The organism is Devosia crocina (assembly GCF_900116545.1).
Taxonomy (GTDB): Bacteria; Pseudomonadota; Alphaproteobacteria; order Rhizobiales; family Devosiaceae; genus Devosia; species Devosia crocina.
Genome location: NZ_FPCK01000002.1, coordinates 369062 through 381758, shown reverse-complemented (window position 1 = coordinate 381758; position 12697 = coordinate 369062). Strand labels below are relative to the sequence as shown.

The following is a 12697-nucleotide window of genomic DNA, read 5'->3' as shown; positions in this document are numbered from 1 at the left end:
ATGTGGTACTTCGCCTGGATCCTTGGCCTCGGCCTTGCCTGTACTTTCGGCATTCTCAACGCGATGTGGTTTGAAATGCGCGAAGACAGGCGCATTGCGCGGGAAGCAGGGCGGGAGCCGACCGTCCTTTAGCGCATGGCTCAAACTTCGCCGGTTGGTTCAATCAAGCCGGGATCTGCGCATGTGGATCCCGGTTTTCGATGTGTTGGCAGAGACTTACCCTGTGGCGCTTGTGTCATTGAACTCCCGCCCATAAACCAAAGATGAACCATATGCCTCTTTTGTGTGCGTTCAGTGCATAACGGATGTGCACAAGGGCCATCTACTAATCACGACCGGTTCCCTCTAGATAAGGGTCATCAAACGAAGGGGAACCGAAATGAACATTGCAAAGAAGATCGCCGACTACGCCCGCTACCAGCGCACCCTGCGCGAGCTCAACGCGCTCGACACGCGCCAGCTGAACGACCTCGGCATCACCAAGGGTGATATCAAGAACATCGCTCGCGGTACCTACGTCGCCTAAGTTTTAGCGACAAAACTACGATGATGAAGGCGTCCGATCGGGCGCCTTTTGTCGTTTCTGGGGTGGCTGGGGGCTCGAAGACCGTTGAACACCCCCTCACCCTAACCCTCTCCCCCGAGGGGCGAGGGGACTGGGCTGGTGGCTCTGAACAGAATGCGTTCCGAACTCGATGCCATCCCCTCGCCCCTCTGGGGAGAGGGCTGGGTGAGGGGCCTTCCCGTCATCGCGTCAAATCCGCCACCGAGCAATCAAGTACCGAAACCAGATCTGCCGGCTTCATCCGGATCTGCAGGCCGCGCTGGCCGCCGTTGAGGAAGATTTCGTCGTGGAGGAGGGCGAGTTCGTCAAGCGCGGTGGGAACCAGCTTTCGCTGACCTAAAGGGCTGATGCCGCCCACTTTATAGCCCGTCAGGCGCTCGGCGTCGGCGGGCTTCATCATGTGCGCGGACTTGCCGCCAAGGGCAGAGGCTAGCTTTTTCATGTTGACCTCTTCGTCCGAAGGCACGATGGCGCAGATGGGCTTGCCGTCGAGTTCGGCCATCAGCGTCTTGAACACTTCGCCCGGCGAAACTCCCAATGATTCAGCGGCTTGCAGCCCGACGCGCTCGGCGTTGGGATCGTAGTCGTAATTGGCGAGGGTAAAGGCGATGCCGGCTTTGGTGAGCGCAGCGGTGGCGGTTGTGGTTTTGGACATGAGGCAAGTCTAGGAGAAAAAAGGGCCCGGGAATATCCCGAGCCCTCATCGTTCAACATACTGAAAAGGCTAGACGATACCGCCCGAACCGCCTTCGACCGCGGGGCGGATATCGGCGATTTTTGCCCGGTAGCCCGAGGCGCGATAGGCGGAGAGCGGGTCGATGGCACCGCCCTGTTCGAGGCGGGCAAGGGCCAGGATCGGCTCGACATCGGTGCGGAATGCGTGGCGCAATTGCTGCGTTGCCGTTAGCGCATCGTTATCGTTTTGTGCCGACTTGAGCGTCTTTCGGTCAACCAGAAGCGCCTGGGCGTAGGAGCGCTGCACGTCCGAGGCCGACAGCATCAGCGACTCGATCGGGTCGGTGACGTTGTGGCTCTGATCGAGCATGTGGGCCGGGTGGAAATCGCTGTCGCGGTTCTCGATATCGACGAGTTCGTTGAAAACGAGGAACAGGCGATAGGGATCGACCGAACCGGCATCGAGATCGTCATCGCCATACTTTGAGTCATTGAAATGGAAGCCGCCAAGCTTGCCGAACTGGGCAAGGCGGGAAACGATCATTTCGATATTGACGTTCGGCGCATGGTGGCCGAGATCGACGAGGCACAGGGCCTTGTCGCCCAGTTCCTTGGCAATGATGTAATTGGTGCCCCAGTCCTGCACGACCGTCGAATAGAAGGCCGGCTCATACATCTTGTGTTCGGTATAGACGCGCCAATCGTCGGGCAGGGCGGCGTAGATCGCCTTGGCGCTCTCGAGATAGTTGGCGAACTGGTCGGCGAAGTTGACCTGGCCGGGGAAGTTGGAGCCGTCGCCGATCCAGATGGTCAGGGCCTTGGAACCGATGGTCTTGCCGATCTCGATGCATTCCAGATTATGCTCGATCGCCTGGTCGCGGGTCGCCTTGTCATATGCCGAGAGCGAGCCGAACTTGTAGCTCTGCATCTGGCCCTTGGCGTCCGAGAAGGTGTTCGAGTTCATCGCGTCGAAGCCGAGATCGAAGCGGCTCGCGGCCTGCTTCAATCGGTTCGGATCGGCCTTGTCCCACGGAATGTGGAGCGAGATGGTTTTTGTCGCCTGGGTCAGTTGGGCGATGACGGCGCAGTCTTCGATCTTGTCGAAGATATCGCGCGGCTCGCCGGCGCCGGGGAATTTGGCAAAGCGTGTGCCGCCGGTGCCGACGCCCCAGGAGGGGACGGCCACGGAGAATTTTGCGACTTTTGCTTTGATCGCATCGATGGCGATACCGCGACGGTCGAGGCGTTCGCCTAGGGTTTCGTAATCGCGGCGGAGGTCAGCCTCGCGCTTGGAATTGTCGGCTTCGACAGTGGATAGGTCGATGATGTGTTCGGTCATTTTTTTGCTCTCCCGACCGCCTCCGCCTGCCGGCCCCTCACCCTAACCCTCTCCCCGGAGGGGCGAGGGGACGATGGGGGCAGTTGCAGTGCAGGAGCCAAAACTGCTGTATCGGCTCCTGCGTCCCCTCGCCCCTATGGGGAGAGGGTCAGGGTGAGGGGTCTTTCTCCGATTACCGCGGGAACGACTGGGCGTTGCCGGCGTCGACGTTGATGATGTTGCCGGTGGACTTGGCCGAGGCTTCCGAGGCGAAGAAGTAGATGGCTTCGGCGATGTCTTCGGGGAACACGGAACGCTTCAGCATGGAGCGCTGGCGGTACATTTCCTCAAGGCCGTCCTTGTCGGTCTTGTAGGTCGATGCACGCTGCTCAAGCCATTCGCCGGCCCAGATTTTCGAGCCACGCAGCACAGCGTCAGGATTGACGACGTTGACGCGGATCTGAGCTTCGGCGCCTTCGAGAGCAAGGCAACGAGCCAGGTGGATTTCGGCGGCCTTGGCGGTGCAATAGGCCGAGGCGTTGGGGGAGGCAGCGAGGCCATTCTTGGAGGCGACGAAAATGACGTTGCCGCCGATCTTCTGGCTCCGGAACAGGCGGAAGGCTTCGCGCGACACAAGGAAATAGCCCGTGGACAGGATGTCCATGTTTTTGTTCCAGAGTTCGAGCGAGGTGTCTTCGATCGGCGCGGAGGAGGCGAGGCCAGCGTTCGACACCAGGATGTCGAGGCCACCAAATTCGACCACGGCATGGGCGAAGCCTGAAAGGACCTGCTCTTCCTTGGTGACGTTGATGTTGACCGGGCGGACGAAATCCTTGCCGAACACATCGGACAGCTCGGTCGTCGCATTGTCGAGCGCGGTTTGGTCGATATCGGCGATGACGACGCAGGCGCCTTCGCGCAGGAGCCGGGCGGCGGTAGCCTTGCCGATGCCGCCGGCGCCGCCGGTGACCAGCGCGATCTTACCGGCAAGGGACTTTGGCTTGGGCATGCGCTGGAGCTTGGCTTCTTCAAGCAGCCAATATTCGATGTCGAAGGCTTCCTGCTCGGGCAGGCCCTGATATTCCGAAACGGTCGAGGCGCCGCGCATCACGTTGATGGCGTTGACATAGAACTCGCCGGAAATGCGGGCGGTGGCCTTGTCCTTGGCAAAGGTGATCATGCCGACGCCCGGGATCAGGTAGACGACGGCGTTGGGATCGCGGATCGCCGGGGAATTGTCATGCTTGGACCGCTCGTAATAGGCGGCGTAATCGGCACGATAGTCGGCGATCTGGCTATCAAGGCCGGCAATGACGGCGTCGATGTCGGGGTTCGCCGGATCGAAGTCGATCACCAGAGGGCGAATCTTGGTGCGCAGGAAATGGTCGGGGCAGGAAGTGCCGAGAGCCGCCAACGGACGGAGGTTGTTGGAATTGACGAATTCGAGGACGGCGTCGCTGTCATCGAAGTGGCCGAGCTTGTGCGAATCTTCGGAGATGAAGCCGCGGATTTTTGGCATCAGCTTGGCAGCAATGGCGCGGCGCTCTTCGGCTGGGAGCGATTGCTTGGCAGCGCCGCCGAAAATGGTCTTGCCTGCAGTCTGGTTCTCAAACCACTCGATCGCCTGATTGATGATGCGGATCGTGGTCTCGTAGCATTCCTTGGGCGTGTTGCCCCAGGTGAAAAGGCCGTGGGATTCGAGGATCACGCCCTCGGCGCCTGGATTTTCCAGCGCGAACTTCTCAAGCCACAGGCCGAGTTCGAAGCCCGGCTTTTTCCAGGGGAGCCAGCCGATCTTGTCGCCAAAGATCTGGTTCGTCAGTTCCTTGGAATTCTTTGACGCCGCAATGGCGATGATCGCGTCCGGGTGCATGTGATCGACGTAGGGACGGTTCACATAGGCATGGAGCGGGGTATCGATCGAGGACGCGCGCGGATTAAGGTTGAAGGTCGCGTGGGGGAGGTAGCCCACCATTTCGTCTTCGAACTCGACGCCGCGATAAAGACCCTTCAGGGCGCGAAGCTTGTCCATGTAGAGGGTGGCAAAGCCATCGAGCTTGATCGAGGCATTGTCGCCGCCCGAGCCCTTGACCCAGAGGACTTCGACCTCCTGGCCGGTCAGGGGATCCTTCTGCATGATTTTCGAGGAGGTGTTGCCGCCGCCATAATTGGTGACGCGCTTGTCGGAGCCAAGCAGGTTCGAGCGGTAGACGAGGCGTTCGGGCTCGGTCATGGACGCGGCCTTGGCGTCGTCCCACTTGTTTTCAAGGCGTTTTGGCGCGGTGGACATGAAGTTTCCTCCCAGAGGTAGAAGCGCCGGCCAGGGACGGCGCGGGGTTGGTCTTAGGCTTTCCGCTGGCTGTCATCCCGGCGAAGGCCGGGATCCATCTCCAGATCTCAGGATGGGCCCCGGCCTTCGCCGGGGTGACAACCGAATGGTAAGGCGACGGCTGAGCATGGATCGCAGCCTCGTTTGGCGCGGAGATGGCCACAGAACCACTGACAATGTCAATCAGAAACGATCAGGTTTCATCATCTCTGCGCGAAACTGATTGAAAATGGCAAAAACCTGATTGACTCTGGTGGGAAAGAGTGGAAGCAGTGCGTTCAGGGAGTATCAGCCTTGCACGAAACGGAACGTCATCGCGTTATATTGGCCGCTGCACAGTCACACCCGGTGGTGACAGTGGCCGAATTGTGCGAAGTGACAGGCTCTTCGGAAGCCACTATTCGCCGGGACATTGCCTCGCTCGACGAGCAGGGCAGGCTGCGCCGGGTGCGCGGTGGCGCCGAGGCGATCAACCCGCCGGCGCAGGGCGGCCTCGTGGGGCGACCCTTTTCAGTCAACGAAACGATCAATATCGCGCAGAAGCGCTCAATCGCGCGCGCCGCGGCCGATCTTTGCCGTGATGGCGAACCAGTGATCATCAATGGCGGAACGACGACCTACCAGATGGTGCATCACCTGACGGCGCGGCGGCTGAACGTGTTCACCAATTCCTTCGCCATCGCCGAATTTCTCCTGCACAATTCGCGCAATTCCGTCGTCATTCCCGGCGGCACGGTCTATCGCGAGCAGAACGTCATCCTTTCGCCCTTTGGCGGCGTGGTGGCGAGCCATTTTTATGCCAAGCGCATGTTCATCGGCTGCCAGGGGATCGGTGCCCATGGACTGATGGAGGCCGACCCGATGGTCGTCCAATCCGAGCTTGGCCTGATCGGGCAGGCGGACGAATTGATCGTGCTGGCCGATTCTTCCAAATTCCAGGGCCGCAGCAGTCTGATCCTGTGTGGCCTCGACCGAATTGCCGCTGTCATCACCGATAGCGGTATCCGCGACGAAGATCGTCAAATGCTGGAAACGGCAGGCGTCAGACTCATCGTGGCGGACTTAACGGCTCAAGCCGCCCAGGTGGCTTGAGAATGAACTTCAGATCATCCCAGGGAGGGAATTCATGAAACTGTTTAATCTGATGGCAGCAACCGCTGCTGCAGCGATCCTCTTGGCTACCCCGGCCTATGCGCAGACGCGCATTGCGCTTGTCGTGAAATCGCTCGGCAACGGCTTTTTCGACGCCGCCGCCAAGGGCGCCGAAGAAGCTGCCGCCGAAATCGGCGACATCGAGCTGATCTATACCGGCCCGACCGCTGCAACCGCCGAAGCCCAGATCGAAGTCGTCAACTCGCTGATCGCCCAGCAGGTCGACGCCATCGCCATCTCGGCCAACGATCCGGATGCGCTCGTGCCGGTTCTGCAGCGCGCCCAGCAGCGCGGCATCAAGGTGATCTCTTGGGATTCCGGGGTTGCTCCCGAAGGCCGCCAGATCCACCTCAACCCGTCTGAAAACGCGCTGATCGGCGAAACCATCATCAAGCTGGCTGCCGACTACCTGCCCGAGGGCGGCGACGTTGCCATTCTCTCGGCCGCGTCCACCGCGACCAACCAGAATGCCTGGATCGAAGCGGCCAAGGCTGTTCAGCCCGAGAAGTTCCCGAACATCAACATCGTGGCCACTGTCTATGGCGATGACGATTCGGTAAAGTCGACCGAAGAAGCTCGTGGCCTGATCGCTGCTTACCCTGACCTCAAGGCCATCATCGCTCCGACCACTGTCGGCGTCGTTGCTGCCGCCCAAGTCGTGACCGACCAGAACTTGATCGGCCAGATCAACGTCACCGGGCTCGCCCTGCCGTCCGAATTCAAGCAGTTCATCGACAACGGCGCTTCCCAGGCCGTGGCGCTGTGGAACCCGATCGATCTCGGCTACTCGGCCGTGTTCCTGGCCAAGGCCCTCGTCGATGGCGAGGAAGCTGCGCCCGGCGCCACCTTCTCGATCGGCAAGGTGGGCGAAGTAACGCTCGATGACACCAATTCGGCAGCAATGTCGGCGCCGTTCCAGTTCGACGCGAGCAACATCGAAGAGTTCTCGCAGATCTACTGAGGCTCTGCGCTATTCTTCTCCCGCTTGGGGAGAAGGTGGCGCGTAGCGTCGGATGAGGGGGATTTGTCTCGTGTGCAGATGCGAGGAGAATCCCCCTCACCCGTCTCGCCCTTCGGGCGATCCACCCTCTCCCCGAGTGGGAGAGGAACAGGGACGGAAGTCCCATTGTGAGCATGAACTATGACAGACCCAATCCTGACCCTGACGGGCATATCGAAAAGTTTTCCCGGCGTGCGGGCGCTGCACAATGTGTCCCTTGAACTTTATCCGGGGCAGGTGACGGCGCTGATCGGGGAAAACGGCGCGGGCAAGTCGACACTGGTCAAGACCATGACCGGGATCTACCAGGCCGACGAGGGCGAAATTCGCGTCAAGGGGCAGGCAGTGAGCCTGCCGACGGCGATTTCGGCGACCAATGCGGGCATCACGGCTATCCATCAGGAAACCGTGCTGTTCGACGAATTGAGTGTCGCCGAGAACATCTATCTCGGCCATGCGCCACGCAACCGGTTCGGCATGATCGACTGGAAGACGATGCGCACCGAGGCGCAGGAGACGCTCGATTCCATGGCGGCAGGGATCGATGCGGGCATTCCCTTGAAGGAACTCGGCATTGCCAAGAAGCACCTCGTTGCGGTGGCACGGGCGCTGTCGGTCGATGCGCAGGTCGTCATCATGGACGAGCCGACGGCAGCGCTCTCCCAGAAGGAAATCGAGGAACTCTACGTTCTTGTCGAGCTGCTGAAAAAAGAGGGCAAAGCGATCCTCTTCATCTCGCACAAATTCGACGAGATCTATCGCATCTGCGACCGGTTCACCGTGTTCCGCGACGGCGAAATGGTGGGCAAGGGCCTTATCAAGGACACGCCGGAAAGCGAGATCGTCAAGCTCATGGTTGGCCGGTCCGTGGACCATATCTTTCCCGCGCGCGAGGCCGCGATCGGCGAGACGCTGCTCGAGGTGAAAGGTTTGAGCCACCCGACCGAATTCGAGAACATCTCCTTTTCGGTCAGAAAGGGCGAGATCCTGGGCTTTTATGGCCTTGTGGGCGCAGGCCGAAGCGAGGTCATGCAGGCCGTGTTTGGGATGACGTCGGTGTCGGGTGGGACGATCGTCCTCGACGGCAAGACCATTGCGCCGCGCTCGCCTGCCGATGCGGTCGAGGCCGGCATCGTCTATGTGCCCGAAGAGCGCGGCAAGCAGGGCGTGATCACCGGCGAGACGATTTTCAAGAACGTATCCCTCCCCAGTCTCGACAAGACCAGCCGGGGCGGCTTCATCCGCATGGCTGAGGAATTCGCGCTCGCGCGGACTTATACCGAAAGGCTCGATCTGCGGGCTTCGTCCCTGAGCCAGAACGTTTCGACGCTTTCCGGCGGAAACCAGCAGAAGGTGGTGATCGCCAAGTGGCTCGCAACGCTGCCCAAGGTCATCATTCTCGACGAGCCCACCAAGGGCATCGACATCGGCTCCAAGGCCGCCGTCCATGGTTTCATGGCCGAGCTCGTGGCGCAGGGGCTTTCGGTCATCATGGTGTCTTCGGAACTGCCCGAAATCCTCGGCATGAGCGACCGGGTGGTGGTGATGCGCGAAGGGCTGATGATCGAAACGCTTGAAAACAAGAATCTGCAGCCCGAGACGCTGGTGCGTCTTGCCGCTGGCATTGCCGAAGGGAAAGCTGCATGAACCGGCTTCTCAAATCCCGCGAACTCTGGCTCGCTGTCGGCATCGTCGCCGTCGTCGGGCTCGTGACGCTGCGGTTCCCGCGCTTCTCGCAGCCGGGAAATCTTCTCACCATCTTCAATGACACCTCGATCCTGATGATGCTGGCGCTAGGCCAGATGGCCGTCATCCTGACGCGATCTATTGATCTCTCCATGGCTTCGAATCTGGCGTTGACGGGTATGATCGTCGCCATGATCAATGCGGCGATGCCGGGCGTGCCGATCCCGCTTTTGATCGCGGGGGCAGTTCTGGCCGGCGCGGCGCTGGGGGCCTTCAACGGCATTCTCGTCTGGAAGCTCGATATACCGCCCATCGTCGTGACGCTTGGGACGCTGACCATTTTCCGCGGCCTTGTCTTCGTGATTTCGGGCGGTGCCTGGGTCAACGCGGCGCAGATGAGTCAGGAGTTCATCCAGCTCCAGCGCGGCTCCTTCCTCGGCCTGCCGATCTTGAGCTGGTTCGCGATCGTCGTTGCCGGGCTCGTTTATCTCCTGATGACGCGCACGCCTCAGGGCCGGGCCTTTTATGCCATCGGCGTCAATCCGACCGCGGCGGTCTATACCGGCATCGATGTGGGACGCACCAAATTCCTCGCCTTCGTTCTTGCCGGCGCCATTTCCGGGCTTTGCGGCTATCTCTGGATCTCGCGCTATGTGATCGCCTCGGTGGAAGTGGCGGGCGGCTATGAACTGACCATCATCGCGGCCTGCGTCATCGGCGGTGTGTCCATCGCCGGAGGCATCGGCACGGTGGCCGGCGCCCTGCTCGGCGCCCTTTTCCTCGGCGTCGTCAACAATGCCCTGCCGGTGATCGGCGTTTCGCCCTTCTGGCAGATGGCAATTTCCGGCACGGCGATCCTTGTTGCCGTGGTCCTCAACGGGCGCAGCGAAAAATCCAAGGGCCGGATTATTCTCAAGAAAGCGGAGGCGGGGGCGTGATGAGCTTTGTGCATCTGGGCCTGCCGAACCCCCACCTAGCCTCCCCCTGGGAGGGGGAGGGACCGCATCGGGGCAGGGGCGAGATCCTTACTCAACCGCCAGCCCAGCTCCTCCCCCTCGCAGGGAGAGGTTGGGTGGGGGGTTGTGCTCCCACCAACCCATTCTCCGTCTCAGCGCCGGGAGCTTCTTCATGACCGACACAACCGCAACCGGCCGCCAGCTTCCGGATCGTCTCGACAACCCGGTGAAATCCGCGGTGCTGAGCTGGGAAAGCCTCTTGGTGCTTGTGGCTCTGGCGATCTTCATCGCCAATTCGTTTGCCTCGCCCTACTTCCTTAACGAGTGGAGCTTGAGCGACATGACGTTCAACTTCACTGAAAAAGCGCTGATCGCGCTCGCCATGGCGCTCGTCATTATTACCGGCGAGATCGACCTTTCGGTGGCTTCGATCATTGCGCTCGCCTCGACCATGATGGGGCTTGCGCTTCAATATGGAGCCGACACGCCGACGCTGGTCGCGGTTGGCGTTGGCGTCGGCATCTTGTGCGGTGCATTCAACGGCGCCCTGATCACCGGGCTCAAGCTGCCCTCGATCGTTGTGACCATCGGCACAATGAGCCTGTTTCGCGGCATCGCCTATATCGTTCTGGGGGACCAGAGCTTCCGCGGCTATCCGGCAAGCTTCTCGTGGTTCGGACAGGGCTATGTGTTCTGGGTGATCTCGTTCGAGCTGGTGCTGTTCCTTCTGGCGGCAGTGATCTTCTATGTCGTTCTGCACCACACCAATTTCGGCCGGCGTGTCTTTGCCATCGGCAACAACGCGACCGCCGCGCGGTTTTCGGGCGTGCGTGTCGACCGGATCAAATTCATCCTCTTCTGCCTGACGGGGCTGATGAGCGGGCTTGCCGCCGTCCTGCTGACGGCGCGTCTTGGTTCGACCCGGCCCTCGATCGCGCAGGGGTTCGAGCTCGAGGTGGTGACCATGGTCGTTCTCGGGGGCGTTTCGATCCTGGGTGGCTCGGGGTCGATCCTCGGCGTGGTCCTTGCGGCACTGATCATGGGCCTTGTGACCTTTGGCCTTGGGCTGCTCAATATTCCGGGCATCGTGATGTCCATCTTCATCGGCGCGCTCCTGATCGTGGTCATTGCGCTGCCGATCCTGTTCCGCATGTGGAGGCAAAGACGAGCATGATCACCGACGGAACTTACGAAAAGCACGCTTTCAAGATGCATCTCAACGAGGGCATGGCGGCTGAATATAAAAGACGCCATGACGAGATATTTCCCGAACTCGTCGACCTGCTGCACGAGGCGGGGGTGAAGGACTATTCGATCCATCTCGACGAGGAAACCAACACGCTGTTCGGCGTGCTTTGGCGTCGCGTGAATCACACGATGGGCGATCTGCCCAACACCGAAGTCATGAAGCGCTGGTGGGCGCATATGGCCGACATCATGGCGACCAACGAGAAGAACGAGCCCGTTTCGGTGGATCTGACGCCGGTGTTCTGGATGAAATAAGAGCTTGGAAAGCTCACACTTCGCTCTGCTGGCCCACGCTTCCCAAATCAGGTGCGCCCGGCTGCCGGTGCCGTCAAAAGCCTCGCGCTATTTCCCTACCTCGTTTCGCCACGAATATTGCGGGGAATAGCCCAGCATCCGTTTTGCTTTCTCGATGGAGAGCAGGGTCGAATTGGTGGAGATGTTCCCCTTGTGCGGAACGTCAGGAAAAACTTCGGCCAGAAGCGAGATGTTGGATCGGGTCATCACCGAATCGGCATTGGCAATGATGAAAGCTTCAAAGCCCTTGAAGTCGGCTTGAATGGCACGCCGGACAGCCTGGGCGCCATCGCGCGCATCGATATAGGCCCACAGGTTCCACTTGCGCGCAGTAGGATCGCTGTCGAACTTGGGGAAGGCGGCGTAATCTTCCGGATTCATGACATTGGAGAACCGTAGGCCGACCATGCGCAGGTCCGGATCCCAGCGGCAGAACTGAGCCGCCATGGTCTCGTCGAGCAGCTTGCCGAGCGAGTAGGCGCTCTCGGGACGCGGAAAATAATCTTCGTCAACTGGCGCGTAGGGCGGCGGAGTATCGAAGGGCAGACCCAGAACCGTTTCGCTCGATGCGAACACGACGTTCTTGATCCCAGCCAGCCGGGAGGCCTCGAACACATTGTAGCTGCTCGTGACGTTGTTGGCCAAGGTCCGGGGATTGGATGCAAGGCCCGGCGCCGGGATGGCGGCAAGGTGCACGACGGCATCAAATGGCCCGCCACGTTCGTCGATCTTCCCCAAAATTGCCGAAGCGACCTCCCCGAAATTGGTGAGATCGATCCGCACCGAGCGGCAGATCGGTTCGAGGAGGGCTGTCTGGTCGAGATTGAGAACGTCATAGCCATGGGCAACGAGATCCCGCAATACGGCGCGCCCGAGTTTGCCGCTCCCGCCTGTCACGAGCACTTTTTTCATCCCGAGTTCCTCCGTTTCTGCGCCATTCCGCGTCATGCTTCTGAGGGTAAGCGCGTTTTGGAGCGCTGCCAACCGGCACGCGAGGGGCACTCGGACGAGAATTTTGATGAACCGAACCTGAACCCGCCCATCAGGGTGGGTTCAAACCGGCCAAAGCAAGTTAGGCACAAGAACGAAACGCCTGATTGGAATGCCCAAGATGAACAAGTCACAGGAAAAGGTTCTGGTCGCCACGCTGTGCGGCCTCGTGGTCACTGCCGCAGCCGGTTTTGCCGTGCAGCCGGCGATCGCCGCGGGTTATCACGTCGATCAACTCGCCCGCGTCAGCAATGTCGCGCGCTGGGACACGCTTAACGTGCGCAAGTGGCCAGCGAGCTATTCGCAAAAAGTCGGCGAGTTCCGTTCGGGAACACCAGTCTGGGTGGAACGTTGCATCGAGGTCGCAGGCGGCGCCGATTGGTGCCTCGTTGAGCGGCAGGACACGCGCGGTTGGGTCAACTCGCGCTTCCTGACACCGATGGAAGACTGGGACATTTGAATTCATCCGGCTCCGGCCGGCCCC

13 protein-coding genes are annotated in these 12697 nt (G+C 60.5%); 9 read left to right on the top strand and 4 right to left on the bottom strand.

Features of this window, described 5'->3' with window-relative positions:
• Complete coding sequence (cydX, locus tag BM364_RS11475) at nucleotides 1-132, top strand: cytochrome bd-I oxidase subunit CydX (RefSeq protein ID WP_092424694.1); 132 nt, start codon at nucleotides 1-3, stop codon at nucleotides 130-132.
• Between the two features lie 247 nt (nucleotides 133-379).
• A complete protein-coding gene (locus BM364_RS11470) occupies nucleotides 380-526 on the top strand; it encodes a DUF1127 domain-containing protein (RefSeq protein ID WP_092424692.1) in 147 nt (48 codons plus the stop codon).
• Between the two features lie 220 nt (nucleotides 527-746).
• Here BM364_RS11470 and ybaK read toward each other — a convergent pair whose 3' ends face one another.
• The 3 genes from ybaK to BM364_RS11455 form a co-directional block, all read right to left on the bottom strand.
• Nucleotides 747-1220, bottom strand: a complete 474-nt coding sequence (gene ybaK, locus BM364_RS11465) for a Cys-tRNA(Pro) deacylase (protein WP_092424690.1) — start codon at nucleotides 1218-1220, stop codon at nucleotides 747-749.
• A gap of 69 nt (nucleotides 1221-1289) precedes the next feature.
• Entirely contained in the window at nucleotides 1290-2579 is a 1290-nt protein-coding gene (rhaI, locus tag BM364_RS11460; protein ID WP_092424688.1) for an L-rhamnose catabolism isomerase, read from the bottom strand.
• 172 nt (nucleotides 2580-2751) lie between these two features.
• Complete coding sequence (locus BM364_RS11455; protein ID WP_092424686.1) at nucleotides 2752-4848, bottom strand: bifunctional rhamnulose-1-phosphate aldolase/short-chain dehydrogenase; 2097 nt, start codon at nucleotides 4846-4848, stop codon at nucleotides 2752-2754.
• Nucleotides 4849-5181: 333 nt separating this feature from the next.
• On the opposite strand from BM364_RS11455, the gene BM364_RS11450 reads away from it, so the two are divergent.
• The 6 genes from BM364_RS11450 to rhaM all read left to right on the top strand — a co-directional run bounded on the left by BM364_RS11450 (nucleotide 5182) and on the right by rhaM (nucleotide 11184).
• On the top strand, nucleotides 5182-5979 hold the full coding sequence (locus tag BM364_RS11450; RefSeq protein WP_092424684.1) for a DeoR/GlpR family DNA-binding transcription regulator: 798 nt from the start codon (nucleotides 5182-5184) through the stop codon (nucleotides 5977-5979).
• 34 nt (nucleotides 5980-6013) lie between these two features.
• Nucleotides 6014-7000 carry a rhamnose ABC transporter substrate-binding protein gene (rhaS, locus tag BM364_RS11445; protein ID WP_092424682.1) on the top strand — a complete coding sequence of 329 codons (987 nt, stop codon included), beginning with the start codon at nucleotides 6014-6016 and terminating at the stop codon, nucleotides 6998-7000.
• Nucleotides 7001-7180: 180 nt separating this feature from the next.
• Nucleotides 7181-8686, top strand: a complete 1506-nt coding sequence (locus BM364_RS11440; RefSeq protein ID WP_092424680.1) for a sugar ABC transporter ATP-binding protein — start codon at nucleotides 7181-7183, stop codon at nucleotides 8684-8686.
• Nucleotides 8683-9663 carry an ABC transporter permease gene (locus BM364_RS11435; protein WP_092424678.1) on the top strand — a complete coding sequence of 327 codons (981 nt, stop codon included), beginning with the start codon at nucleotides 8683-8685 and terminating at the stop codon, nucleotides 9661-9663. Before BM364_RS11440 ends, BM364_RS11435 begins: the two co-directional genes overlap by 4 nt.
• Nucleotides 9664-9853: 190 nt before the next feature.
• Complete coding sequence (locus BM364_RS11430) at nucleotides 9854-10855, top strand: ABC transporter permease (protein ID WP_092424676.1); 1002 nt, start codon at nucleotides 9854-9856, stop codon at nucleotides 10853-10855.
• Nucleotides 10852-11184, top strand: a complete 333-nt coding sequence (rhaM, locus tag BM364_RS11425) for an L-rhamnose mutarotase (protein ID WP_092424674.1) — start codon at nucleotides 10852-10854, stop codon at nucleotides 11182-11184. The genes BM364_RS11430 and rhaM overlap by 4 nt, the downstream gene beginning before the upstream one ends.
• 87 nt (nucleotides 11185-11271) lie before the next feature.
• Here rhaM and BM364_RS11420 read toward each other — a convergent pair whose 3' ends face one another.
• Nucleotides 11272-12135 (bottom strand): NAD-dependent epimerase/dehydratase family protein, encoded by an 864-nt coding sequence (locus tag BM364_RS11420; RefSeq protein WP_092425321.1) that lies wholly within the window; start codon nucleotides 12133-12135, stop codon nucleotides 11272-11274.
• A gap of 199 nt (nucleotides 12136-12334) precedes the next feature.
• On the opposite strand from BM364_RS11420, the gene BM364_RS11415 reads away from it, so the two are divergent.
• Nucleotides 12335-12673, top strand: a complete 339-nt coding sequence (locus BM364_RS11415) for an SH3 domain-containing protein (protein WP_175528577.1) — start codon at nucleotides 12335-12337, stop codon at nucleotides 12671-12673.
• Nucleotides 12674-12697 lie beyond the last annotated feature (24 nt).

What these genes read in the sequence shown, in the direction of transcription:
- BM364_RS11455 (WP_092424686.1), bottom strand. Translation starts at nt 4,848, where the DNA reads ATGTCCACCGCGCCAAAACGCCTTGAAAACAAGTGGGACGACGCCAAG.
- BM364_RS11430 (WP_092424676.1), top strand. Translation starts at nt 9,854, where the DNA reads ATGACCGACACAACCGCAACCGGCCGCCAGCTTCCGGATCGTCTCGAC.
- BM364_RS11415 (WP_175528577.1), top strand. Translation starts at nt 12,335, where the DNA reads ATGAACAAGTCACAGGAAAAGGTTCTGGTCGCCACGCTGTGCGGCCTC.
- ybaK (WP_092424690.1), bottom strand. Translation starts at nt 1,220, where the DNA reads ATGTCCAAAACCACAACCGCCACCGCTGCGCTCACCAAAGCCGGCATC.
- BM364_RS11435 (WP_092424678.1), top strand. Translation starts at nt 8,683, where the DNA reads ATGAACCGGCTTCTCAAATCCCGCGAACTCTGGCTCGCTGTCGGCATC.
- rhaS (WP_092424682.1), top strand. Translation starts at nt 6,014, where the DNA reads ATGAAACTGTTTAATCTGATGGCAGCAACCGCTGCTGCAGCGATCCTC.
- BM364_RS11440 (WP_092424680.1), top strand. Translation starts at nt 7,181, where the DNA reads ATGACAGACCCAATCCTGACCCTGACGGGCATATCGAAAAGTTTTCCC.
- cydX (WP_092424694.1), top strand. Translation starts at nt 1, where the DNA reads ATGTGGTACTTCGCCTGGATCCTTGGCCTCGGCCTTGCCTGTACTTTC.
- BM364_RS11420 (WP_092425321.1), bottom strand. Translation starts at nt 12,135, where the DNA reads ATGAAAAAAGTGCTCGTGACAGGCGGGAGCGGCAAACTCGGGCGCGCC.
- BM364_RS11470 (WP_092424692.1), top strand. Translation starts at nt 380, where the DNA reads ATGAACATTGCAAAGAAGATCGCCGACTACGCCCGCTACCAGCGCACC.
- rhaI (WP_092424688.1), bottom strand. Translation starts at nt 2,579, where the DNA reads ATGACCGAACACATCATCGACCTATCCACTGTCGAAGCCGACAATTCC.
- rhaM (WP_092424674.1), top strand. Translation starts at nt 10,852, where the DNA reads ATGATCACCGACGGAACTTACGAAAAGCACGCTTTCAAGATGCATCTC.